At 53.5% G+C, this 24,649-nt stretch carries 20 protein-coding genes; 10 read left to right on the forward strand and 10 right to left on the reverse strand.

The window, feature by feature from the left end; genetic code table 11:
* The first annotated feature begins 76 nt into the window (after positions 1–76).
* The 3 genes from polB (at position 77) to rluA (ending at position 6,183) form a co-directional block, all read left to right on the forward strand.
* Positions 77–2,428: a DNA polymerase II gene (gene polB / locus HV229_RS21155; RefSeq protein ID WP_080859379.1), complete on the forward strand. Its 2,352-nt coding sequence runs from the start codon at positions 77–79 to the stop codon at positions 2,426–2,428.
* Between the two features lie 177 nt (positions 2,429–2,605).
* Positions 2,606–5,512, forward strand: coding sequence for an RNA polymerase-associated protein RapA (rapA, locus tag HV229_RS21160; protein WP_137379945.1), 2,907 nt, complete (start codon positions 2,606–2,608; stop codon positions 5,510–5,512).
* A gap of 11 nt (positions 5,513–5,523) precedes the next feature.
* Positions 5,524–6,183 carry a bifunctional tRNA pseudouridine(32) synthase/23S rRNA pseudouridine(746) synthase RluA gene (gene rluA, locus HV229_RS21165; protein WP_016151668.1) on the forward strand — a complete coding sequence of 220 codons (660 nt, stop codon included), beginning with the start codon at positions 5,524–5,526 and terminating at the stop codon, positions 6,181–6,183.
* A 95-nt stretch (positions 6,184–6,278) separates the two neighbouring features.
* Here rluA and djlA read toward each other — a convergent pair whose 3' ends face one another.
* Entirely contained in the window at positions 6,279–7,094 is an 816-nt protein-coding gene (djlA, locus tag HV229_RS21170) for a co-chaperone DjlA (protein WP_005124510.1), read from the reverse strand.
* A 343-nt stretch (positions 7,095–7,437) separates the two neighbouring features.
* Between djlA and lptD the strand changes: the two genes are divergently transcribed.
* The 6 genes from lptD to apaH are packed head-to-tail and all read left to right on the forward strand — an operon-like array spanning position 7,438 to position 14,231.
* The gene (gene lptD / locus HV229_RS21175; protein ID WP_115191005.1) at positions 7,438–9,846 is read left to right on the forward strand and encodes an LPS assembly protein LptD; all 2,409 of its coding nucleotides are present in this window, start codon (positions 7,438–7,440) and stop codon (positions 9,844–9,846) included.
* A gap of 53 nt (positions 9,847–9,899) precedes the next feature.
* Positions 9,900–11,186 carry a peptidylprolyl isomerase SurA gene (gene surA, locus HV229_RS21180; RefSeq protein ID WP_131380614.1) on the forward strand — a complete coding sequence of 429 codons (1,287 nt, stop codon included), beginning with the start codon at positions 9,900–9,902 and terminating at the stop codon, positions 11,184–11,186.
* Positions 11,186–12,178: a 4-hydroxythreonine-4-phosphate dehydrogenase PdxA gene (gene pdxA / locus HV229_RS21185; RefSeq protein WP_181546313.1), complete on the forward strand. Its 993-nt coding sequence runs from the start codon at positions 11,186–11,188 to the stop codon at positions 12,176–12,178. Before surA ends, pdxA begins: the two co-directional genes overlap by 1 nt.
* Positions 12,171–12,992, forward strand: a complete 822-nt coding sequence (rsmA, locus tag HV229_RS21190; RefSeq protein WP_003018865.1) for a 16S rRNA (adenine(1518)-N(6)/adenine(1519)-N(6))-dimethyltransferase RsmA — start codon at positions 12,171–12,173, stop codon at positions 12,990–12,992. The genes pdxA and rsmA overlap by 8 nt, the downstream gene beginning before the upstream one ends.
* Positions 12,993–12,994: 2 nt before the next feature.
* Complete coding sequence (apaG, locus tag HV229_RS21195; protein ID WP_003018867.1) at positions 12,995–13,372, forward strand: Co2+/Mg2+ efflux protein ApaG; 378 nt, start codon at positions 12,995–12,997, stop codon at positions 13,370–13,372.
* A gap of 10 nt (positions 13,373–13,382) precedes the next feature.
* On the forward strand, positions 13,383–14,231 hold the full coding sequence (gene apaH / locus HV229_RS21200; RefSeq protein WP_016151663.1) for a bis(5'-nucleosyl)-tetraphosphatase (symmetrical) ApaH: 849 nt from the start codon (positions 13,383–13,385) through the stop codon (positions 14,229–14,231).
* 94 nt (positions 14,232–14,325) lie between these two features.
* On the opposite strand, the gene folA is transcribed toward apaH, so the two are convergent.
* The 9 genes from folA to HV229_RS21245 all read right to left on the reverse strand — a co-directional run bounded on the left by folA (position 14,326) and on the right by HV229_RS21245 (position 22,617).
* Positions 14,326–14,805, reverse strand: a complete 480-nt coding sequence (gene folA, locus HV229_RS21205) for a type 3 dihydrofolate reductase (protein WP_016151662.1) — start codon at positions 14,803–14,805, stop codon at positions 14,326–14,328.
* Positions 14,806–15,003: 198 nt separating this feature from the next.
* Complete coding sequence (gene kefC / locus HV229_RS21210; protein WP_181546315.1) at positions 15,004–16,866, reverse strand: glutathione-regulated potassium-efflux system protein KefC; 1,863 nt, start codon at positions 16,864–16,866, stop codon at positions 15,004–15,006.
* Positions 16,859–17,389, reverse strand: coding sequence for a glutathione-regulated potassium-efflux system oxidoreductase KefF (gene kefF / locus HV229_RS21215; RefSeq protein ID WP_181546317.1), 531 nt, complete (start codon positions 17,387–17,389; stop codon positions 16,859–16,861). Before kefF ends, kefC begins: the two co-directional genes overlap by 8 nt.
* Before the next feature lie 103 nt (positions 17,390–17,492).
* A complete protein-coding gene (locus HV229_RS21220; RefSeq protein ID WP_003018880.1) occupies positions 17,493–17,726 on the reverse strand; it encodes a YgdI/YgdR family lipoprotein in 234 nt (77 codons plus the stop codon).
* A 90-nt stretch (positions 17,727–17,816) separates the two neighbouring features.
* Entirely contained in the window at positions 17,817–19,160 is a 1,344-nt protein-coding gene (locus HV229_RS21225) for an MFS transporter (protein WP_016151659.1), read from the reverse strand.
* Between the two features lie 109 nt (positions 19,161–19,269).
* On the reverse strand, positions 19,270–19,557 hold the full coding sequence (fixX, locus tag HV229_RS21230; RefSeq protein ID WP_000203736.1) for a ferredoxin-like protein FixX: 288 nt from the start codon (positions 19,555–19,557) through the stop codon (positions 19,270–19,272).
* Positions 19,554–20,840: an FAD-dependent oxidoreductase gene (locus tag HV229_RS21235; protein WP_181546319.1), complete on the reverse strand. Its 1,287-nt coding sequence runs from the start codon at positions 20,838–20,840 to the stop codon at positions 19,554–19,556. Before HV229_RS21235 ends, fixX begins: the two co-directional genes overlap by 4 nt.
* 49 nt (positions 20,841–20,889) lie before the next feature.
* The gene (locus HV229_RS21240) at positions 20,890–21,831 is read right to left on the reverse strand and encodes an electron transfer flavoprotein subunit alpha/FixB family protein (protein WP_016155671.1); all 942 of its coding nucleotides are present in this window, start codon (positions 21,829–21,831) and stop codon (positions 20,890–20,892) included.
* A 15-nt stretch (positions 21,832–21,846) separates the two neighbouring features.
* Positions 21,847–22,617 (reverse strand): electron transfer flavoprotein FixA, encoded by a 771-nt coding sequence (locus HV229_RS21245; RefSeq protein WP_181546321.1) that lies wholly within the window; start codon positions 22,615–22,617, stop codon positions 21,847–21,849.
* Between the two features lie 480 nt (positions 22,618–23,097).
* Between HV229_RS21245 and caiT the strand changes: the two genes are divergently transcribed.
* The gene (gene caiT, locus HV229_RS21250; RefSeq protein WP_181546323.1) at positions 23,098–24,615 is read left to right on the forward strand and encodes an L-carnitine/gamma-butyrobetaine antiporter; all 1,518 of its coding nucleotides are present in this window, start codon (positions 23,098–23,100) and stop codon (positions 24,613–24,615) included.
* The last annotated feature ends 34 nt before the right edge of the window (positions 24,616–24,649 follow it).

Genomic DNA, 24,649 nt, shown 5'->3' on the forward strand with positions numbered 1-24,649 from the left:
TTTAACTGTACAAAATAACAGTACAATCGTGTAAACCAGGCTATAATAATGCCTGGTTTTTTAATGGATACACAGCGTGGCGCAGGCAGGCTTTATTTTAACCCGGCACTGGCGGGACACCCCGCAGGGAACTGAGGTCACATTCTGGCTGGCTACAGACGACGGGCCGCTACAGGTCACGCTCGCGCCTCAGGAGTCGGTCGCGTTTATTCCTGTCAGTCAGGTTCCTCGCGTAGCGTCATTATTACGCAATGAAAACGGCTATCGTCTGACGCCGCTGCAATTGCAAGACTTCCACCGCCAGCCCGTTTCCGGCCTGTATTGCCGCTCACATCGCCAGCTCATGCGGCTGGAAAAGCTGCTGCGTGAAAACGCAATTACCGTCTACGAGGCCGACGTGCGTCCGCCGGAACGGTATCTGATGGAGCGTTTTATCACCTCACCTGTGTGGGTTGAAGGCGACAGACACAACGGTACGCTGGTCAATGCCCGATTGAAGCCAAACCCTGACTATCGACCGCCGCTGAAATGGGTCTCGCTGGATATCGAAACCACGCGCCACGGCGAACTCTACTGTATCGGCCTTGAAGGCTGTGGGCAGCGTATTGTCTACATGCTCGGCCCGGCAAACGGCGATGCCTCAGCGCTGGATTTTGAACTTGAATACGTCGCAAGCCGCCCGCAGTTACTGGAAAAGCTCAACGACTGGATTGCCCGTCACGATCCTGATGTGGTAATCGGCTGGAACGTCGTGCAATTCGATTTACGCGTCCTGCAAAAGCATGCTGAACGTTACCGCATTCCCCTGCGTTTTGGCCGTGACAATAGCGAGCTGGAGTGGCGCGAACATGGCTTCAAAAACGGCGTATTCTTCGCGCAGGCTAAAGGTCGCCTGATTATCGACGGCATTGAGGCGCTTAAATCCGCATTCTGGAATTTCTCATCCTTTTCGCTGGAAACGGTGTCACAGGAGCTGCTGGGCGAAGGGAAGTCGATAGATAATCCCTGGGACAGGATGGACGAAATAGATCGCCGGTTTGCCCAGGATAAGCCCGCACTCGCCACCTACAATCTCAAAGACTGTGAGCTGGTCACGCGTATTTTTCATAAAACCGAGATCATGCCATTTTTGCTGGAACGATCGACGGTAAACGGCCTGCCGGTCGACCGGCACGGCGGTTCCGTTGCCGCCTTCGGCCATCTCTACCTACCGCGAATGCACCGGGCGGGCTATGTGGCACCGAATCTGGGGGAGGTTCCCGCGCACGCCAGCCCCGGTGGCTACGTGATGGACTCGCGCCCGGGTTTGTACGACTCCGTGCTGGTGCTGGATTACAAAAGCCTGTACCCGTCAATTATTCGTACTTTTTTGATCGATCCAGTGGGACTTATCGAAGGGATGGCACAGCCGGATCGGGAACACAGTACCGAGGGGTTCCTTGACGCCTGGTTCTCACGCGAAAAGCACTGTCTGCCGGAAATCGTTACCCAGATCTGGCATGGGCGTGATGAAGCCAAACGCCGCGGCAATAAGCCGCTCTCACAGGCGCTGAAAATCATCATGAACGCGTTTTACGGCGTGCTTGGCACCACCGCCTGCCGCTTTTTCGACCCGAGGCTGGCTTCGTCTATCACCATGCGCGGTCACGCGATCATGCGTCAGACCAAAGCGCTGATTGAGGCTCAGGGTTACGACGTCATCTATGGCGACACCGACTCCACCTTTGTCTGGCTTAAAAAGGCGCACTCGGAAGACGATGCGGCCCGGATTGGTCGGGAGCTGGTGAGCTATGTCAACAACTGGTGGGCGCAATCGCTGAAGCAGCAAAACCTGACCAGCGCGCTGGAGCTGGAATTTGAAACCCACTTTTGTCGCTTTCTGATGCCGACGATTCGCGGTGCAGATACCGGCAGCAAAAAACGCTACGCCGGAATGATTCAGTCGGGCGCTGAGCAACGCATGGTCTTTAAAGGTCTGGAAACGGTACGAACCGACTGGACGCCGCTGGCCCAGCAGTTTCAGCAGGAGCTGTACCTGCGAATTTTTCGTAACGAGCCTTATCAAGAGTTTGTTCGCGAGACTATCGACCGTCTGATGGCGGGTGAACTGGATGAACACCTGGTGTACCGCAAACGCCTGCGCCGCCCGTTGAGCGAATACCAGCGGAATGTTCCGCCGCACGTTCGCGCCGCGCGGCTCGCCGATGAGCAGAACGTCAAACTGGGGCGTCCGCAGCAGTATCAGAATCGTGGCACGATTAAATATGTCTGGACGATAAATGGACCTGAACCTGTTGATTATCAGCTATCTGCACTTGATTACGAGCATTATCTGACCCGCCAGATCCAGCCGGTTGCCGAGGGAATTCTTCCCTTTATTGACGATAATTTTGCTACACTACTCACAGGACAACTGGGGTTATTTTGACGCGTGACGAAACCGCCGCCATCCAGTACCATAGCGCCCTTTCCATTCCTGGACCCATTTAACACCCCTACCACTGATTTATTAGCCTGGTAGCGGGGTCATATGCTCTCAATAACGGGGACTAGCCCGGAAAATGACGAGTATTGCCTGCAATTAAAGATATAGAGCCGAACATATATGCCTTTTACACTTGGTCAACGCTGGATCAGCGATACAGAAAGCGAATTGGGACTTGGTACTGTTGTCGCCATGGATGCGCGAACCGTCACTTTACTTTTCTCATCGACGGGTGAAAACCGTCTGTATGCGCGCAGTGATTCCCCCGTGACCCGCGTGATGTTCAACCCTGGCGACACGATAACGAGCCATGAAGGCTGGCAACTGCATGTCGATGAAGTAAAAGAAGAAAACGGCCTGCTTGCCTATATCGGAACCCGCCTTGATACCGAAGAAACCGGTGTAATGCTGCGTGAAGTGCTGCTCGACAGCAAACTGGTTTTCAGTAAACCCCAGGATCGCCTGTTTGCCGGCCAGATTGACCGTATGGACCGCTTTGCGCTGCGCTATCGCGCACGTAAATTTCAGAGCGAACAGTACCGTATGCCGTGGAGTGGTTTGCGTGGCCAACGTACCAGCTTGATCCCCCACCAGCTCAACATTGCCCATGATGTCGGCCGTCGTCATGCCCCTCGCGTGTTGCTGGCAGACGAAGTGGGTTTAGGTAAAACCATTGAAGCTGGGATGATCCTGCATCAACAGCTGCTGTCAGGCGCCGCGGAGCGCGTGCTGATCATCGTCCCGGAGACGTTACAGCACCAGTGGCTGGTCGAAATGCTGCGTCGTTTCAACCTGCGCTTTGCGCTGTTTGATGATGAGCGTTATGCCGAAGCGCAGCACGATGCCTACAACCCGTTTGAAACCGAACAGTTGGTTATCTGTTCGCTGGACTTTGCCCGTCGCAGTAAACAGCGTCTGGAGCACCTGTGTGATGCTGAATGGGATCTGCTGATTGTCGATGAAGCCCATCACCTGGTGTGGAGCGAAGACGCGCCCAGCCGTGAATATATGGCCGTTGAACAGCTGGCAGAGCGCGTACCAGGCATCCTGCTGCTGACCGCAACGCCGGAACAGCTGGGCCTGGAAAGCCACTTTGCGCGCCTGCGTCTACTGGATCCAAGCCGCTTCCACGATTTCGCCCAGTTTGTTGAAGAACAGAAAAATTACCGTCCGGTCGCCGACGCCGTCGCCATGTTACTGGCTGGCAACAAGCTGAGTAACAATGAGCTGAACATGTTAGGTGACATGATTGGCGAACAGGACATTGAGCCGTTACTGCAGGCGGCAAACAGCGACAGCGAAGACGCCCAGAGCGCGCGTCAGGAGCTGGTTTCGATGCTGATGGACCGCCACGGCACCAGCCGAGTACTGTTCCGAAATACCCGTAACGGTGTGAAAGGCTTTCCTAAACGCGAGCTGCATACCATCAAATTGCCGTTGCCAACCCAATACCAGACGGCCATTAAAGTCTCCGGCATTATGGGCGCGCGTAAGAGCGCGGAAGACCGCGCGCGCGACATGCTCTACCCGGAGCAGATTTATCAGGAATTCGAAGGCGACACCGGCACCTGGTGGAACTTTGACCCGCGCGTGGAATGGCTGATGGGCTACCTGACCAGCCACCGCTCGCAAAAAGTTCTGGTCATCTGTGCGAAAGCCACCACTGCGCTTCAGCTGGAGCAGGTTCTGCGCGAGCGCGAAGGTATCCGCGCCGCCGTGTTCCATGAAGGGATGTCGATCATTGAACGTGACCGCGCTGCGGCCTGGTTTAGCGAAGAAGATAGCGGCGCCCAGGTGATGCTGTGCTCTGAAATCGGCTCCGAAGGGCGTAACTTCCAGTTCGCCAGCCATCTGGTGATGTTTGATCTGCCGTTCAATCCGGACCTGCTGGAACAGCGTATTGGCCGTCTGGACCGTATTGGTCAGGTGCATGATATCCAGATCCACGTTCCATACCTGGAAAAAACCGCGCAATCCGTGCTGGTGCGTTGGTACCACGAAGGTCTGGATGCGTTCGAACACACTTGCCCGACCGGACGTACCATCTATGACACGGTATATAACAATCTGATCGGCTACCTGGCTGAGCCAGAAAACACCGATGGCTTTGACGATCTGATCAAAACCTGTCGCGAACAGCATGACGCGCTGAAAGCACAGCTGGAGCAAGGTCGCGATCGCCTGCTGGAGATCCACTCTAACGGCGGCGAAAAAGCGCTGGCGCTGGCTGAGAGTATTGAAGAACAGGACGACGATACCAGCCTGATCGCCTTCGCCATGAACCTGTTTGATATCGTTGGTATTAATCAGGATGACCGTGGCGACAATTTGATCGTGCTGACACCGTCCGATCATATGCTGGTGCCGGATTTCCCAGGGCTGCCGGAAGATGGCTGTACCATTACGTTTGAGCGTGATGTTGCCCTGTCGCGTGAAGACGCGCAGTTTATTACCTGGGAGCATCCGCTGATCCGTAATGGTCTGGATCTGATCCTCTCCGGCGACACCGGAAGCAGCACCATTTCTTTGCTGAAAAACAAAGCATTACCAGTCGGTACTCTGCTGGTTGAACTGGTCTACGTCGTTGAAGCGCAAGCGCCAAAACAGCTGCAGTTAAACCGCTTCCTGCCGCCAACCCCGGTACGCATGCTGCTGGACAAAAACGGCAACAACCTTGCCGCGCAGGTTGAATTCGAAACCTTTAACCGTCAGCTCAGCGCCGTTAACCGCCACACCGGCAGTAAACTGGTCAACGCCGTACAGCAGGATGTGCATGCCATTCTGCAACTCGGTGAAGCGCAGGTAGAAAAATCGGCCCGCGCGCTGATCGACGCGGCGCGTAAAGAGGCGGACGAGAAGCTGACGGCTGAACTCTCCCGTCTGGAAGCGCTGCGTGCCGTTAACCCGAACATCCGTGATGACGAACTCAGCGCCATTGAAAGCAATCGTCAGCTGGTGATGGAAAGCCTGGATCAGGCGGGATGGCGTCTGGATGCCCTGCGCCTGATCGTCGTGACGCATCAGTAACGGAGCCAGACATGGGGATGGAAAACTATAATCCGCCGCAGGAACCCTGGCTGGTTATCCTGTATCAGGATGAGCACATTATGGTGGTCAACAAGCCGAGCGGCTTGTTGTCCGTGCCGGGTCGTCTGGATGAACACAAAGACAGCGTGATGACGCGTATTCAGCGCGATTACCCGCAGGCTGAATCCGTACATCGTCTGGATATGGCAACCAGCGGCGTGATTGTAGTGGCGCTAACTAAAGCGGCAGAGCGCGAGCTAAAGCGCCAGTTTCGCGAACGCGAGCCGAAGAAACAGTATGTCGCACGCGTCTGGGGACATCCCGCTCCGGCCGAGGGGCTGGTTGATTTACCGCTGATTTGCGACTGGCCGAATCGGCCAAAGCAGAAAGTGTGTTATGAGACCGGAAAATCGGCGCAGACCGAGTATGAAGTGGTGGAGTTTGCGGAAGATAACACCGCACGGGTCGTGCTCAAACCCATTACCGGACGCTCCCACCAGTTGCGTGTGCATATGCTGGCATTAGGGCATCCGATCCTGGGCGACCGCTTCTACGCCCCGCCACAGGCCCTGGCGTTAGCGCCGCGCCTGCTGCTGCACGCAGAGATGTTAACTATCACGCATCCCGAATACGGCAACAGTATGACGTTTAAAGTTCCGGCAGATTTTTAAACGCAGGTCCCATTTAGGCCGGTGGGCTTCGCTTGCCCGGCCTACAGTCATTAACGTAGGCCGGATAAGGCGCTAGCTGCCACCCGGCATAACGATTATTTAAAACCTTTCTGTTCTTTAATTAGCTCGTAAGCTTTTTGAATTTCCTGTGCTTTTTGCTTCGCCATTTCCATCATTTCTGGCGGCAGGCCTTTCGCCACCAGTTTGTCCGGATGGTGCTCGCTCATCAGCTTACGGTATGCGCGCTTAATGGTGGTCGCATCATCGGTCGCTTTCACACCCAGCACATTGCAGGCGTCTTCCAGCGTCGGACCGCGTTGCGCCTGCTGCCAGCCACCGCCGCCGGACTGCTGCTGATATCCGCCGCCAAACTGGGCGCCGCCCTGCATCATGCGCAGAAACTGATCAAACTGGGTACGTGAGATCCCCAACTCTTCAGCAATCACATACAGCACTTCACGCTCGTTCGGATGCAACGACCCATCGGCAAAAGCCGCCTGGATCTGAATCTCCAGAAACATGCGGATCAGATCGAAGCGACCAAAACAGACGCTGCGAAACTGACGCATTTTTTCACGTAATGGGTAATTGTCCGATTTTCCCACCCGGAAGGCATGTTGCGCGGCGGTACGCGAGTCGCCGTGCAAATTCATTCGATCCATCAATTGACTGGCGATATGGATATCGGCTTCCGTGACGCGACCTTTGGATTTGGTCAGATGCCCCATCACCTCAAAAGTGGTGGCAAAAAACAGCGCCTGGCGTTCACGCTGGTTGGCAAACCACGCCATTTTGCGCATGCGGGCTTTGTCGAACATGTGGCCAACTAACAGGCCCAGAACCACACCCCAGAAGCCGCCGCCCATCATTAAGGCCACGGCGACACCAATTATCTTTCCCCAATACTGCATAGACTCCCCAAATCTTTCTGCTCTCAGCCAGGATATGTCCCACAATATAAGGTGCTTTTACCGATTTACGGCTGCGGTCAATTGTGGGACATCGCCTATAATTTGCATTATCATACCTGTCATTCTATGCCGTGCCTAACACCACAAACGCTATACCCGTTGGATTTCGAGTTGCAACAAGGCGGCAACGCAGTGACCAATTCGTCTGGAACGAAGATGCAGCTTGAAAGGTGGCGGGATAAAATGGGCAGGATTAATACTAGCGAAGTGAAGATGAGATAAGTTAGGCTGTGACCGTTTGTCACGCGCGACGCTACTGATGATGGAACAATAAATACAACGTATGAAAAAACGTATTCCCACTCTTCTGGCCACCATGATTGCCAGCGCCCTCTATAGCCATCAGGGTCTGGCAGCCGATCTCGCCTCACAGTGTATGCTGGGCGTGCCAAGCTATGACCGTCCTCTGGTACAGGGCGAGACTAATGAATTACCCGTCACCATCACTGCTGACAACGCGAAAGGGAATTACCCGGATGACGCGGTGTTTACCGGCAATGTGGACATCGCACAGGGTAACAGCCGTCTGCAGGCCGACGAAGTGCAGCTTCATCAGAAGCAGGCAGAAGGCCAGCCGGAGCCAGTTCGTACCGTCGATGCGCTGGGCAATGTCCATTATGATGACAATCAGGTTATTCTGAAGGGGCCGAAGGGCTGGTCTAATCTGAATACCAAAGATACCAACATCTGGGAAGGTGATTATCAGATGGTAGGTCGTCAGGGGCGCGGAAAAGCCGATCTGATGAAGCAGCGTGGGGAAAACCGCTATACCATTCTGGAAAACGGTAGCTTCACCTCCTGTCTGCCAGGTTCCAATACCTGGAGCGTCGTCGGTAGCGAAGTCATTCACGACCGTGAAGAACAGGTCGCAGAGATCTGGAACGCCCGTTTTAAACTGGGTCCGGTTCCGGTCTTTTACAGTCCTTATTTACAGTTACCCGTCGGCGATAAGCGTCGCTCTGGTTTCCTGATCCCGAACGCAAAATACTCTACCAATAACTATTTTGAGTTCTATCTCCCGTATTATTGGAACATTGCGCCCAATATGGACGCCACCATCACGCCGCATTATATGCACCGTCGTGGCGGTATCATGTGGGAGAACGAATTCCGCTACCTCACCCAAGCGGGCGCAGGTCTGATGGAGTTCGACTATCTGAATTCCGATAAAGTGTACGAGGATGAACATCCGAAGGATGACAATTCCCGCCGCTGGCTGTTCTACTGGCAACACTCTGGTGTGATGGATCAGGTGTGGCGTTTCAACGTTGACTACACCAAGGTCAGTGACACCAGCTACTTTAATGATTTTGATAATAAATACGGTTCCAGTACCGACGGCTACGCCACGCAAAAATTCAGCGTCGGCTACGCGGTACAAAACTTTGACGCGACGGTTTCGACCAAGCAGTTCCAGGTCTTCGACGCACAAAACAGTAACAGTTACTCTGCGCAGCCGCAGTTAGACGTCAACTACTACCAGAATGATGTGGGCCCGTTTGACACCCGGATTTATGGTCAGGCAGTCCATTTCGTTAATACCAACGACAACAGGCCGGAAGCAACTCGTTTACACCTTGAACCGACCATCAATCTGCCATTGTCGAATAATTGGGGAAGTATCAACACTGAGCTGAAGCTGATGGCAACGCACTATCAGCAAAACAACATCAGCGAGTATCAATCATTCGCAAGAAAAAATTATCGTAACAATCCTAATCCGGATAATTTAAATACCCTTAACGCGGCTAATTCCCTGGAAGATTCCGTCAACCGCGTCATGCCACAGTTTAAAGTTGACGGTAAACTGGTCTTTGAACGCGATATGGAAATGCTGGCCCCGGGATATACCCAGACGCTGGAGCCGCGCGCGCAGTACCTGTACGTACCGTATCGAGATCAAAGTAATATTTTTAACTATGACTCGTCCCTGCTGCAATCTGACTACAGCGGCCTGTTCCGTGATCGTACCTATGGCGGTCTGGACCGCATCGCATCTGCCAACCAGGTAACGACCGGGGTCACATCTCGCGTTTATGATGACGCGGCCGTTGAACGTTTTAATATTTCTGTGGGTCAAATCTACTATTTTACCGAGTCTCGCACTGGCGATGACAACATTAAATGGGAGAATGACGACAAAACGGGCTCACTGGTATGGGCTGGCGACACCTACTGGCGCATCTCCAATCGCTGGGGTTTACGCAGTGGAATCCAGTACGATACCCGTCTTGACAGCATCGCAACCAGCAACAGCAGCATCGAATATCGTCGCGACGAAAACCGTATGCTGCAGCTGAACTACCGTTATGCCAGCCCGGAGTATATTCAGGCTGCAGTGCCTTCCCGTGATGTGACTAAACCACAATATGAAAACGGGATTTCGCAGGTGGGCGCAGTGGCAAGCTTCCCAATCGCCGACCGCTGGTCGATTGTCGGGGCTTACTACTTTGATACCAACGTGAACAAAGAAGCGGATTCCATGCTGGGTCTGCAGTACAACTCCTGCTGTTACGCCATTCGCTTCGGCTACGAACGTAAGCTGAACGGCTGGGATAACACTCAGAAACATGCAGTTTATGACAACACGATCGGCTTTAATATCGAACTACGCGGCCTGAGTTCCAACTACGGTCTCGGCACCAACCAAATGTTGCGTTCGAACATTTTACCGTATCAAAGCTCTTTATGATCTGATTGATTTACAACGTAATCCGCTTTGCGGTTAATTGAAATGGAAAAAGTATGAAGAACTGGAAAACGCTGCTTCTCGGTATCGCCATGATCGCGAATACCAGTTTCGCTGCCCCACAGGTAGTCGATAAAGTCGCAGCCGTCGTCAATAACGGCGTCGTTCTGGAAAGCGACGTCGATGGCTTAATGCAGTCAGTAAAACTTAATGCGGGTCAGGCTGGTCAACAATTACCGGACGACGCCACGCTGCGTCATCAGATCCTGGAACGTTTGATCATGGATCAAATCCTCCTGCAGATGGGTCAGAAGATGGGTGTTAAAATCTCTGACGAGCAACTGGATCAGGCGATTGCCAACATCGCCAAGCAAAACAACATGACGCTGGATCAGATGCGCAGCCGTCTGGCACAGGATGGCTTAAGCTATTCGACCTATCGTAACCAAATCCGCAAAGAGATGACCATCTCTGAAGTGCGTAACAGCGAAGTTCGCCGTCGCGTTACTATCCTGCCTCAGGAAGTGGATGCTCTGGCGCAGCAGGTCGGCAACCAAAACGATGCCAGCACCGAGCTGAACCTGAGCCACATTCTGATCCCATTACCGGAAAACCCAACTTCTGACCAGGTTAACGCGGCTGAAAGTCAGGCGCGCTCTGTTGTTGATGAAGCGCGTAACGGTAGCGATTTCGGCAAACTGGCTATCACCTATTCCGCTGACCAGCAGGCGCTGAAAGGCGGCCAGATGGGTTGGGGACGTATTCAGGAGCTGCCGGGCATCTTTGCCCAGGCGCTAAGCACCGCGAAAAAAGGCGATATCATCGGCCCAATTCGTTCTGGTGTCGGCTTCCACATCCTGAAAGTTAACGATATGCGTGGTCAAAGCCAGAGCATCTCCGTGACTGAAGTTCATGCCCGCCATATTCTGCTCAAGCCATCGCCTATCATGACCGATCAACAGGCGCGTCTGAAGCTGGAACAAATCGCAGCTGATATTAAGAGCGGTAAAACAACCTTCGCGGCAGCGGCTAAAGAGTTTTCTCAGGATCCGGGTTCTGCCAACCAGGGCGGCGATCTGGGCTGGGCTGCAGCGGATATTTTCGATCCCGCTTTCCGCGATGCGCTGACCAAACTTCACAAAGGCCAGATGAGTACCCCGGTGCACTCCTCTTTCGGGTGGCATCTGATCGAGCTGCTGGACACGCGTAACGTTGATAAAACTGACGCGGCGCAGAAAGACAGAGCTTATCGTATGCTGATGAACCGTAAATTCTCGGAAGAAGCTGCGACCTGGATGCAGGAACAGCGCGCCAGCGCCTACGTTAAAGTTCTGAGCAACTAATGACTCGTATTCAACGCGTTGTGATCACTCCCGGCGAACCCGCCGGGATTGGCCCGGACCTGGTGGTTCAGCTCGCCCAACGTGAGTGGCCTGTAGAACTCGTTGTCTGTGCGGATGCCGCACTCCTCAGTGACCGGGCAGCAATGCTCGGTTTACCGCTTTCACTCCTCCCATACTCTCCAGATACCCCAGCCAGACCGCAATCAGCAGGTACGTTGACGCTGTTGCCGATTGCTCTGCGGGCGCCTGTTATCGCGGGTCAGTTGGCGGTAGAGAACGGACAATATGTGGTGGATACGCTGGCTCGCGCCTGCGATGGTTGTCTGCAAGGTGAGTTTGCGGCGCTGATTACCGGTCCGGTGCACAAAGGCGTAATCAATGACGCAGGCGTCCCGTTTACCGGACATACCGAGTTTTTTGAAGAGCGCTCACAGGCGAAGAAAGTCGTCATGATGCTGGCGACTGAAGCGCTGCGCGTTGCCCTGGCAACCACTCATTTGCCGCTCAGAGCCGTTGCCGACGCCATTACGCCTGCTCTGCTTAAAGAAGTGATCGGTATTTTGCATCATGATTTGCGCACCAAGTTTGGCATTGCCGATCCGCATATTCTGGTGTGCGGTCTTAACCCGCATGCCGGTGAAGGTGGTCATATGGGAACGGAAGAGATAGACACCCTCATTCCGGTCCTTGATGAACTGCGTGTGCAGGGGATGAAATTAAACGGCCCGCTGCCCGCAGATACGCTGTTTCAGCCCAAATATCTCGACCACGCGGATGCCGTGCTGGCAATGTACCACGATCAGGGTCTCCCCGTGCTAAAATACCAGGGATTTGGTCGCGGTGTGAATATCACGCTGGGCCTGCCCTTTATTCGCACATCCGTCGATCACGGCACCGCGCTTGAACTTGCGGGTCGTGGGCAAGCAGATGTCGGCAGTTTTATTACGGCGCTTAATCTCGCCATCAAAATGATTGTTAATACCAATGAATAATCGAGTCCATCAGGGCCACTTAGCCCGTAAACGTTTCGGGCAAAACTTCCTCAACGATCAGTTTGTGATCGAAAGTATTGTCTCTGCTATCAACCCGCAGAAAGGTCAGGCTATGGTCGAAATCGGCCCAGGCCTGGCAGCGTTGACCGAACCTGTAGGCGAACGCCTGGACAAGCTCACGGTCATTGAGCTGGACCGCGATCTCGCCGCCCGCCTGCAAACACACCCGTTTTTAGGGCCGAAGCTGACGATTTATCAGCAAGATGCCATGACCATGAACTTCGGCGAACTCGCACAAACGATGGGTCAGCCGCTGCGCGTATTCGGCAACCTGCCGTATAACATCTCCACGCCGCTCATGTTCCATCTTTTTTCCTATACTGATGCCATCGCCGACATGCATTTCATGTTGCAAAAAGAGGTGGTCAACCGTCTGGTTGCAGGGCCAAACAGTAAAGCGTATGGTCGATTAAGCGTCATGGCGCAGTATTACTGCAATGTGATCCCGGTACTTGAAGTGCCGCCATCCGCATTTACGCCTGCGCCTAAAGTCGATTCCGCCGTGGTACGTCTGGTCCCTCACGCGACAATGCCGTACCCCGTTAAAGATGTTCGTGTGCTGAGCCGTATTACCACTGAAGCGTTTAATCAGCGTCGCAAAACGGTACGTAATAGTCTCGGCAACCTGTTTAGCGTTGAAGTACTGACAGAGCTGGGCGTTGATCCGGCGATGCGAGCGGAAAATATCTCTGTCGCGCAATACTGCCGGATGGCTAACTATCTGTCAGAAAACGCGCCATCGAAGGAGAGTTAAACATGATCAATTCGCCCCGAGTGTGCATTCAGGTACAAAGCGTCTACATTGAGGCGCAATCCTCACCTGATGATGAACGTTACGTTTTTGCTTATACCGTGACTATCCGCAATTTGGGGCGAGCGCCTGTGCAGCTGTTGGGGCGTTATTGGTTGATCACCAATGGTCATGGCCGTGAAACCGAAGTTCAGGGCGAAGGCGTGGTTGGCGTTCAGCCCCACATCGAACCTGGCGAAGAGTACCAGTACACCAGCGGTGCGGTGATTGAAACACCGCTGGGCACCATGCAGGGTCATTACGAAATGATCGATGAACAAGGGATCGCCTTTACTATCGACATTCCCGTGTTCCGACTCGCCGTTCCTACACTCATTCATTAAAACAATAGCTATGGCAACATACCTCATTGGCGACGTTCACGGTTGTTACGATGAACTGGTAGCCTTGCTGCACCAGGTTGACTTTAATCCAGAACAAGACACCTTATGGCTCACCGGCGATCTGGTCGCGCGTGGGCCAGGGTCGTTAGACGTTTTGCGCTACGTTAAATCGCTGGGCGACAGCGTACGGTTAGTCCTCGGTAATCACGATTTACACCTGCTGGCCGTGTTTGCTGGCATCAGCCGTAATAAACCGAAAGACCGGCTCACGCCGCTGCTTGAGGCCCCGGATGCTGACACGCTGCTTAACTGGCTACGTCGTCAGCCGCTGTTGCAGGTTGATGAAGAGAAGAAACTGGTCATGGCGCATGCAGGGATTACCCCACAGTGGGATCTGCAGACGGCGAAGGACTGTGCTCGCGATGTTGAAGCCGTGCTGTCGAGCGACTCTTATCCATTCTTCCTTGATGCCATGTACGGCGACATGCCAAATAACTGGACCCCGGAACTGACGGGGCTGGCGCGCCTGCGTTTTATTACCAACGCGTTTACCCGCATGCGTTACTGCTTCCCCAACGGTCAGTTGGATATGTACAGCAAAGAGTCGCCAGAAGATGCGCCTGCCCCGCTGAAGCCGTGGTTTGCCATTCCTGGACCGGTCAGTGAAGCCTATAGCATTGCATTCGGGCACTGGGCATCGCTGGAGGGCAAAGGCACGCCAGAAGGTATTTACGCGTTAGATACGGGGTGTTGCTGGGGCGGGGATCTCACCTGTCTGCGCTGGGAAGACAAACAGTACTTTGTACAGCCATCAAATCGCCATCTGAATCTGGATCCCGGCGAGGCCGTCAACGCCTGATAGCCGTCTGCCGGATGGCAGTGCTTACACCTAATCCGGCAGACGAATGTGCAATCTGTAGGCCTGATTAGCGCAACGCCATCAGGCATCCACATTAACGACGTTCCAAAATCTCGAAGCAGTAGCTGTGGGAGTTTTGCGCGTCAGCATCGTGGAATTCACTGAACACTGATTCCCAGTCATCCGGTTCGTAGTCCGGGAAATGCGTATCCCCTTCAACTTCCGCATCAATGTGTGTCAGATACAGTTTCTGCGCTTTCGGCAGGAACTGCTCGTACACACGCCCACCGCCAATAACCATAATTTCAGGTTCATCGCCACAGGCCGCGATCGCTTCCTCAACAGACTTCACCCACTGCACGCGATCGTCGGTGCCAGGCTTGCTGCTGATGACGATATTTTTACGCCCTGGCAACGGTCGCCCGATGGATTCCCACGTGTGGCGTCCCATGACAACCGGCTTGTTTAAGGTATTACGTTTAAACCAGGCGAGATCGGCAGGTAGGTTCCATGGCATGGCATTTTCCATACCGATGACGCGATCTACCGCTAACGCCGCAATCAGACTGATCATTGAATGTTTCCCGGATACAAAAAAATTGTCGCCACTATACGGAAAGCGCAATCTTTCGTCGACTGGCGGAAAGAGGATGAGCATGAAAATTTTCCGTTCTGCTGGCGAACCGACCTATTTAAGGTGGTACGCCAGCATTACAGTAGTTCAAAAACAGCCAATTAGCAGTAAAGTTTGCAGAACATCACATTTTTTACCCTATGCTGACGGTTTCACTTCCGGCTCATCGGCGACGTCGCCCGTATGCTTACCTTCATCCGTGCCTTGCCAGCCATGGCGTTGAATTAATGATAAGTGCTGACGATCTTCCGCAATAATTTCACTCAGCATTTCGCTGGTGCGTTTATATACCGCCGCGCGGGACGTTGCGTCATTTTCCCCTTTCACCATCTCCTCAACCATCAGCGTGTTGAAGCGGCGGAATACATCGGCCCGCTCACGCGCTTCATAGCGTCCAAGCCCAAGACCTTCCAGTGCCAGACGTCCGGTCTTCAGCGCGCCCTCAAAGGTTTCACGTTCCGGCATCTCCACGCCAGCCTGGCGCAGGCGGATGTAATGATCCACGTCGCGCGCACGGGCAATAATTTGCAGATGGGGGAAATACTGTTTCACCATTTCGGTCAGTTGCAGGCTGGTTTGCGGATCATCAATGGCGTTAATAATAACTTCAGCTTTAGCCGCCCCGGCAGACTCCAGCAGATCCATCCGCGTCGCATCGCCATAGAAAACCTTCATGCCGAATTTACGCAGCGTTTCGATATGGTCCGGGTCATGATCAAGAACCACCATTTTGACCCCACTTGACAACAACAGACGACCGGTTATCTGACCAAATCGCCCAAACCCGGCAATGATCACCCGAGGTTGTTCCTCGTCGATTTCATCTGCTTCCCGCTCTACACCGGTCGCCGATTTTTCCAGACGCGTCAGAATTACCAGTAAAATCGGCGTCGCCGCCATCGACAGCGCCACCGCCAGCGTCAGAGATTTCGCCCAATCAGGATCAAGCACGTTTGCCATTTGCGCCGCGCCAAACACCACGAAGGCAAACTCACTGCCCTGCCCTAATAACACGGCAAACCATCTGCGCTGCTTGTTCGGCACCTGTAAGGGTTTCGCTATCAGCCACAGCATGACGGTTTTGATAACCAGGAAACCGACCAACAGAATGATAATGCGCAAGGGATTATCAATCAGCGTACCAAAGTCGATAGACATCCCGACGCCGATGAAAAACAGTCCCAGCAGCAGCCCTTTAAATGGCTCGATATCGCTTTCCAGCGCGTGACGATACTCAGAGCTTGCCAGCAGCACGCCAGCCAGGAACGCCCCCATCGCCATCGACAGTCCAACCTCTTCCAACAGCAGACCGAAGCCAAAAACGAGGAACAGCGCAACGGCACTGAATACTTCCCGCAGGCCAGAGCGAGCGACAAAACGCAAGGCCGGACGCGTCACATAACGCCCCAGCAACACCACCAGCACCAGGGCGCTCGCCACCTTAAGGGCGGAGAGCGCAAACGCTCCAAGCGTTGTCGATGCTCCGCTCGCCGCAAGTAATGGGATCATCGCCACCAGAGGAATAGCGGCGATATCCTGGAACAACAGCACGGCAAACGCGCTGCGTCCCATTTGCGAAACCATCAGGTTCCTTTCATTCATCGCCTGCATTGCAATAGCCGTGGAGGAAAGCGCCAGCGTCATGCCGATCAGTTCCGCTACCTGCCAGCGCAGGCCGAGGAACATACAGAACAAACCAATCAGACCGCCGCAAACCACCATCTGCAGCGCACCACCACCGAACACCGAGGCCCGCAGTTTCCACAAACGTTGCGGATCCAGCTCCAGACCGATGACAAACAGCATCAGCACCACGCCGATCTCCGCAAAATGCAGGATTGATTCAGCGTCGGTCACCATCCTCAGACCCCATGGTCCAATAATGCACCCTGCGATGAGATACCCCAGCACTGACCCTAGTCCCAGTCGCACGGCAATGGGGACAATCAGCGCCGCCGATCCGAGATAAATCAGCGCCTGTATTAGCGTATGGTTATCCATGATGAACCTCCTGCCACTCCAACAGACGCTGTTTGTAATGACGCGCCTGTGCCTGCAGAGTTTCATCATCACAGATAAACGTACAGTGCATCGCAAACGGCGGCAGCCATTTGAGGCCACAGTAGAGCGCCGTTGCCTGTAAGGGCTGGGAAAGCACATCAAATCCGGGATGGGAGCCAATATCAAAGTGGTTTTCGCCGCCGCCGGTCGTCACTGCCCACAGCAGATGTTTACCGTGGAGCGCAGTCCCGTCGTGGCCATACGCCCAACCGTGCGAAAGGACCTTATCCATCCACAGCTTGAGTAAGGGAGGAGTGCTATACCATTGCATAGGATGCTGCCAGATAATCAAATCAGCGCGCGCCAGCGCATCCTGTTCAGCGGCAATATCGATATTGAAGTCGGGGTAGAGCTGGTAGAGCGAGCGGATCTCCACGCCCTCCAGCATCCTTGCCTGTTCAAGCATCCGCTTATTCGCATGCGAGTGCTGCGGATAGGGATGCGCATAAATGATGAGGATCATGATTAGCCTGTTTCACTGCATTATTGTAATAACAGTGAGTTTAGTCAGTTAATCCGCAGGCTAACAGTCAATATTATTGAGTGGTTGAATGGAGAAAACTGAACTAGTTATCCAGTTCGCTCATATCTTTAACCTGATCGCGGTTAATTTGTTCCGTCTTACCCGTTTGCGCATTTTTGTACGACACCAGGCCTGTATCATCATCGACCTGCGGTTTGCCGTCGGTCACGATTGTTTTGCCATCGGTAGTTTTAACCGCCTGGTTCGAGGAGCAACCGGCAACGGTGAACAGTGCTGCTGCGGTAAAAATAGAGGTGATCAGAATATGTTTTTGCATGGTGTTCTCCCTGCTTTTCAGTCGTTTTCAGTGATATACCCGTTAACTGTAGGCTAACTGACTGAGTTGCAGGGAAAATACAGAACACTCCTAATAACCCGTCCTGGTCACGGGTTTACTGCGGATCGTCATTTGGCTGGTTTGCGCCAGCGTCAGACCTCGCGTTTCCGGGGCGAAAGCGATGGACACGAGCAGGCCGATCAGCGAAATTCCCGCCCCCATCAACATGACATTACTGATCCCGTATTTGGTGATGAACACTGGCAGCGCCCAGGTTGAAACAATGGTGCCGATACGGCTTAAGGACATAATCACCCCGACGGCAGACGCACGAATATCAGTGGGAAACAGTTCGTTAGGGTATAGCCATTGCAGGTTTCCTGGTCCCCCAGAGAAAAACGCGTATACGGCAAACGCCAGCACCACCAGCCACGCGCCCATATCAGGGATTAACCCTAGAACGGCCAGCGCCAGCGTCATCATAATGAAGCTGCCAATTAACAGCGGTCGTCGGCCCGCGCTATTAAGCCAGAACATGGGAGGAATGCACCCCAACATAAAGCACAAGCTGATTACCACATTTCCCAACGCGGCGCTTTTCCCGGCACCAAGCCCCAGTAGCCCCACAATCTGCGGACCAAAGGTATAAATGGCAAACATCGGGATCACCTGACAAGTCCAGATAGCGGCGACAAACAGTACAAACGGGAAATGACGGCGATTAAATAGCTGAAGAAAGCGCGTCTCCTGCGGCGCTTCTTCGTCGAACACCACCGGTTCGCCGAACAGTTTGATCATCATCTCCTCACACTCTTTCACCCGACCTTTACGCAGCAGCCAGCGCGGCGATTCTGGAAGATCGAAACGCCCAATCAGGATCAAAATGCATGGGATCACCGCGCTGCCCAACATCCAGCGCCATCCGCCCTCAACATCATACAACCAGTAGCCGACCAGATCGGCACAGGTGGCGCCGACATACCACATAGCGGCGATAAAACCGATGGAGAAAGCGCGCTGGCGGGTATTGGAGAACTCGGTGATCATCGAGGTGGCGATCGGGTAGTCGGCACCAATCACAATGCCGATCAGCACGCGCATTACCAACAGCTCAACGGGCGAGGAGACAAACATGGTTGCCGCCGATATCACGCCAATGGCGATAATATCGATAATGAACATTTTGCGCCGCCCGACCTTGTCGGAGATGTAGCCAAACAGCGACGTCCCCACAAACAGACCCGCGAGCGTACCGGCGCCCAGCAGACCAATCCACTGCGCATCCAGTTTCAATGCTGGCGTGAGCTGTTCCAGTGCCACGCCAATCATCACCAGCACATAACCATCCAGAAACGGCCCACCGCTTCCCCACAGCATTATCCGGCGGTGAATAGAGGTGAATTTGATGTCATCAAAGTTCCTGGGCTGCTGCATGGTTATGTCCTGTTTTATTTTAACTTAATGCCTGATGACGTTACGCTTATCAGGCCTACGCATTGTTCCTGTAGGCCGGATAAGGCGAAGCCGCCATCCGGCACCAGGTTTAGCCGTAGCGGAACTCCACGCCAAACGTCCCACGCGGGTATTCCCATTTTTCCAGCGCTGTATCCAGTCCGAGAATGCGGCACGTTCCGCATTCCAGGCATCCGGCATAATCAAAACGTACGCTACCGTCATCCTGCTTTTTATACAGGCCAGCCGGACAGGCCTTAATCAGCACCTCCAGCGCCTGTTTATCAGGATCGGTTTTGAGAATGATATGCGGACTGTCTTCATCCACATTGAACTTATTGACGCCCAGTTTGACGTCCACGTTGACGGGAGATGTCATAATACGGTCACTCCTTTCAGGCCATCTTTCATCAGGTTGATGAAGCCCACTTTCTTCGCATGGCGCAGGATTTTTTTACGCATTGGCACCGGTGCCGAACCATCCACGGTGAACAGGTCGCGCGCAATGCTGACCGCCATTTCCGGATAAGCGGTAAACATGCGTGGGTTATCAAGAAAAGCGGGTAGCTTTTGATACATGCGCATATCGCGCATCGGGCCTTCGTCCAGATGCTGACGGTATTCCTCCAGCGACTGCTTGCTAAAATCGTCGCGCTTCATTGCGGAAAGTACCGTTTTCGCCGCCGCTTCACCTGCGGATATGGCGAGATCCATACCGCGAATGGTAAAGCCGAGGTTCATACACATTCCGGCAGCGTCACCAGCAATCAGTACGCCGTCCCCCACCAGTTCTGGCTGCATGTTGATACCGGCTTCCGGTACGACGTGCGCGGCATATTCCACCAGCTTGCCACCGGCGATCAGCGGGGCAACCGCCGGATGCTGTTTGAAATCTTCCAGCATTTGCGGAACCGATTTTTTCGCATCTTTCAGATGATGAAGGCCGCAGACTAGTCCCAGAGAAAGGGTCGTTTCATTCGTATAGAGAAAGCCACCGCCCATCAACCCATCGGTGGGCGATCCGGCAAACAGACAGGCAGCCCCTTCGTTCCCTTGTAACTGGAAACGATCTTCAATTACCGATTTCGGCAACTCGATCAGCTCTTTTACGCCGACGGCAACATGCGATGCCTCGACGCGCTTTGCCATACCCAACTTTTCAGCCAACAGAGAATTCACTCCGTCGGCAAGGATCACCACTTTGGCTTCCAGAATATCGCCATCGGCTTCCACGCCCACGACTTTGCCCTTGCGCTGCACAACGTTATCCACGCGGATACCGGTGATGAGCTGAGCGCCCGCCTCTTCGGCCTGTTCCATCAGCCAGGCGTCAAATTTACTGCGTAAGACAGAGTAAGAAACCTGCGACGATTTGGCGTCTTCGCCGTTGCAATAGTCGATGGTCATCGCCCCTTTGTCGGTCATAAAGGCGAGTTTTTCGTGGGTGATGATGCGTTCAATGGGGGCCTGCTCAGCAAAGCCGGGAATGATGTTCTCCAGGCTATGCGCATACATGCGCCCACCGGTGACATTCTTCGCGCCAGCAGAATTGCCGCGCTCGATAACCAGCACCTGTGCGCCCTCCCGAGCCAGCACCAGCGCCGCAACCGAACCCGCCAGACCTGCACCCACGATGATGGCATCAAAGATATCTTCGGACATACGTACTCCTGTCAGCGGCAGGACACCTTCGCATCCTGCCCGAAATGGTTTAACGCGCTAAAGCAGCCGTCAGCGCAGGCAGGATCTTCAGCGCATCGCCAACGATGCCAAAATCCGCATACTGGAAGATCGGCGCATTTTTATCTTTGTTGATGGCGAAAATCGTCTGCGCGCCGTTGGCGCCGACCATATGTTGGATCTGCCCGGAGATCCCCACGGCCAGATACAGTTCCGGCTTGAGCATCAGGTTGGAGATGCCGACGTAGCGTTCGTGCTCCATCCACTTCTCGTTTTCCGCCACCGGACGGGAGCACGCCAGCTCGGCACCAATCGTCTGGCACAGCGCCTCCGCCAGCGAGATATTTTCTTTGCTGCCGATCCCGCGTCCCACGCTAACCACCAGACGGGCTTTGTCGAGGTCGACGCTGTTGCTCTGACGTGCCTGAGTTGCCGTACGAGTAACGGCTACAGCCGGAGCCTGCCATGACACACTGTGCACCTCGCCGCTGCGGGCGGTATCCGGTTGCTGCGCGTCAAACGTTCCACTGCTGAGCGTTATCACGGCGAACGGTGAAGCGATTGTTTCTGCCCCCATCGCCAGGCCGCCGTAGACCATATGTTTTACCGCCGCTTTTCCGTCCTGCACGGCGACTGCACTGGCGTCGTTGGAGACCGCTGCCGACAAGCGAAAACCCAGTTTTGCCGCTAACAGCTTGCCGCGACGCGTATTCGGCAGCAGCACCGCCCCGCCCTCGCTGTGCTGACGAATAGTTTCGGCCATCACATCAGCGTAGTCTTCGACCATACGGTCTTCTGGTTTACCGCTGAGTAACCAGACATCATCTGCGCCTAAATGGCATGCCGTCGCGCAGTCCGCTTCACTCAGCACAAACGTGTTAACTTTTTCACCTAAAGCCTGCGCACCATTCATCAGTTCCGGCAGACGAGAAGGGGTATCGCTGAATACCCAGATACTGGAAAATTTGTTCATAACATCCCCTGATAATTAAATGATTTTGCGAAGATTCTCGACAAACGCGGCAATCTGTTCTTCACCGTCACCTTCAATTACAACGCGCTGACGCTCACGCTGCTTCGGTGCAGCAACGTGTTGTTCGGAATATACCTGCGCGCTGCTCAGGCCAATGTCTGTCGGCGACCAGACCTGAACCGGTTTTTTCGCCGCGCCAAGAATGGCTTTCATGGAAGGGATTTGTGGGGTGTTGATGTCTGTTGAGACCGCGATCACCGCCGGAAGCGGAATGCTCAGAGTTTCGACTTCATCTTCCAGTTCACGCTCTACCGTCAGAGTGCTGTCGGTAAGAGAGAGGATTTTACTCACGCCGTTAATCGCCGGAATGTTCAGCGCTTCGCCCACCAGCAGACCAACCTGCTGAGCATAAAGATCGGAAGAACCGTCACCGCAAATAAGCAGATCGAAACCTGCTTTTTGCGCGGCGGCAGCCAGCGCGCTGGCAGTTTGTTGCGGCAGCGCCTGCTCAAATTGATCGTCAATAACAACAATCAGTTCATCTGGGCCACGTGAAAGCACATCTTTTCGCCCTTTTGCATTGGTCAGCGCTTTGCCACCGACGCTCATGGCCACAACCTGGGCCTCTCCTGACTGTTGTTTCAACTGACAAGCCGCTTCGATCGCATTCAGATCATACTGGCTTATTTTGCCATCCGCTTTGCTGAAATCGAGTGAACCATCAGCATTATTAATCGCAATATCCTGTTCATCAGGTACGCATTTGTAGCAAGTAATTATCTTCATTGCATCTCCAGAAATCATGAAGGAAACGTATTTATATCGGCAGTGTTAAATACAGATATCACGCTCTTTAATTCGGAAATAAAACCTTAATCACCAATATTGAAAATGTCACACATTGAAATTCGTAACTTTCAATAGTGTTATGCACCTCACCAATATTGAAAGAATCACGTCAAATATGAAAATTTTCAATATTGTCTGCGGGTTCAACAATATTGAACGCCAGTCACTTAAAAAAGTTAAAAAACCACAACCAACCAATTGATTAAAAACAAAAAACATCAAATTTTTAAGCGAATTACTCAGCATAAAAAAGTGTGACAGAGATAACAGAACCACCCGATATGAATACTCATTATGGGTTACTCACTGAGGCGCTCCCAGAGGTTAAAAGTTATCAACAAATCATTAATAATAAATAAACAAAAGATCATGCACGGGCACGCTAAATAAGTTTCGTTTTCACACTGGAATTCACTTATGAAAAATGAAAAGAGAAAGTCGGGAATTGAACCGAAGGTTTTTTTTCCGCCATTAATAATAGTTGGGATACTTTGTTGGCTAACTGTAAGAGATCTCGATGCCGCTAACGTCGTTATTAATGCGGTATTCAGTTATGTCACCAATGTCTGGGGCTGGGCATTTGAATGGTATATGGTCGTCATGCTCTTCGGCTGGTTCTGGTTGGTCTTTGGCCCGTATGCCAAAAAGAAATTAGGCGACGAAAAACCAGAGTTTAGTACCACCAGCTGGATTTTTATGATGTTCGCTTCCTGTACATCCGCCGCGGTGCTGTTCTGGGGTTCCATCGAGATCTACTACTACATTTCCACCCCGCCGTTTGCTCTCGCGCCTAACTCCACGGGCGCGAAAGAGCTGGGCCTGGCGTACAGCCTGTTCCACTGGGGACCGTTGCCGTGGGCAACCTACAGTTTCCTTTCTGTGGCTTTCGCCTACTTCTTCTTTGTGCGCAAGATGGACGTCATCCGTCCCAGCTCCACGCTGGTACCGTTAGTGGGCGAGAAGCATGCGAAAGGGCTGTTCGGCACCATCGTCGATAACTTCTATCTGGTGGCGCTGATCTTTGCGATGGGTACCAGCCTCGGTCTGGCCACTCCGCTGGTAACCGAGTGCATGCAGTATCTGTTCGGTATTCCGCATACGCTGCAACTCGACGCAATCATCATTACCTGCTGGATCATATTGAACGCCATTTGCGTGGCCTGCGGCCTGCAAAAAGGGGTCAAGATCGCCAGCGACGTGCGTAGCTATCTGAGCTTCCTGATGCTGGGCTGGGTGTTTATCGTCAGCGGCGCCAGCTTCATCATGAACTACTTCACCGACTCCGTCGGCATGCTGTTGATGTATCTGCCGCGCATGCTGTTCTATACCGATGCCATCGGTAAAGGCGGCTTCCCACAGGGCTGGACCGTCTTCTACTGGGCGTGGTGGGTCATTTACGCCATCCAGATGAGTATCTTCCTGGCCCGTATTTCTCGTGGTCGTACCGTCCGTGAACTGTGCTTCGGGATGGTGCTGGGCCTGACCGCGTCGACCTGGATCCTGTGGACAGTCCTTGGCAGCAACACGCTGCTGCTGATGGATAAAAACATTCTCAACATCCCGCAGCTGATTGAACAACACGGCGTGGCGCGCGCCATTATCGAAACCTGGGCTGCTCTACCGCTCAGCACCGCCACCATGTGGGGATTCTTCATCCTCTGCTTTATTGCCACCGTGACGCTGATTAACGCCTGCTCTTACACCCTGGCGATGTCCACCTGTCGTGAAGTCCGCGATGGTGAAGAACCGCCGCTGTTAGTGCGTATCGGCTGGTCCGTTCTGGTCGGCATCATCGGTATCGTTCTGCTGGCGCTGGGTGGGCTGAAGCCGATTCAGACCGCGATTATCGCCGGAGGATGCCCGCTGTTCTTCGTCAACATCATGGTGACGCTGTCCTTTATTAAAGACGCCAAAGTGCACTGGAAAGACAAGTAATTCTTATTAACCCAATTGATCAAGAGGCTGAAAG

It is taken from the genome of Citrobacter sp. RHBSTW-00524 (genome assembly GCF_013747755.1).
Classification (GTDB): domain Bacteria; phylum Pseudomonadota; class Gammaproteobacteria; order Enterobacterales; family Enterobacteriaceae; genus Citrobacter; species Citrobacter braakii.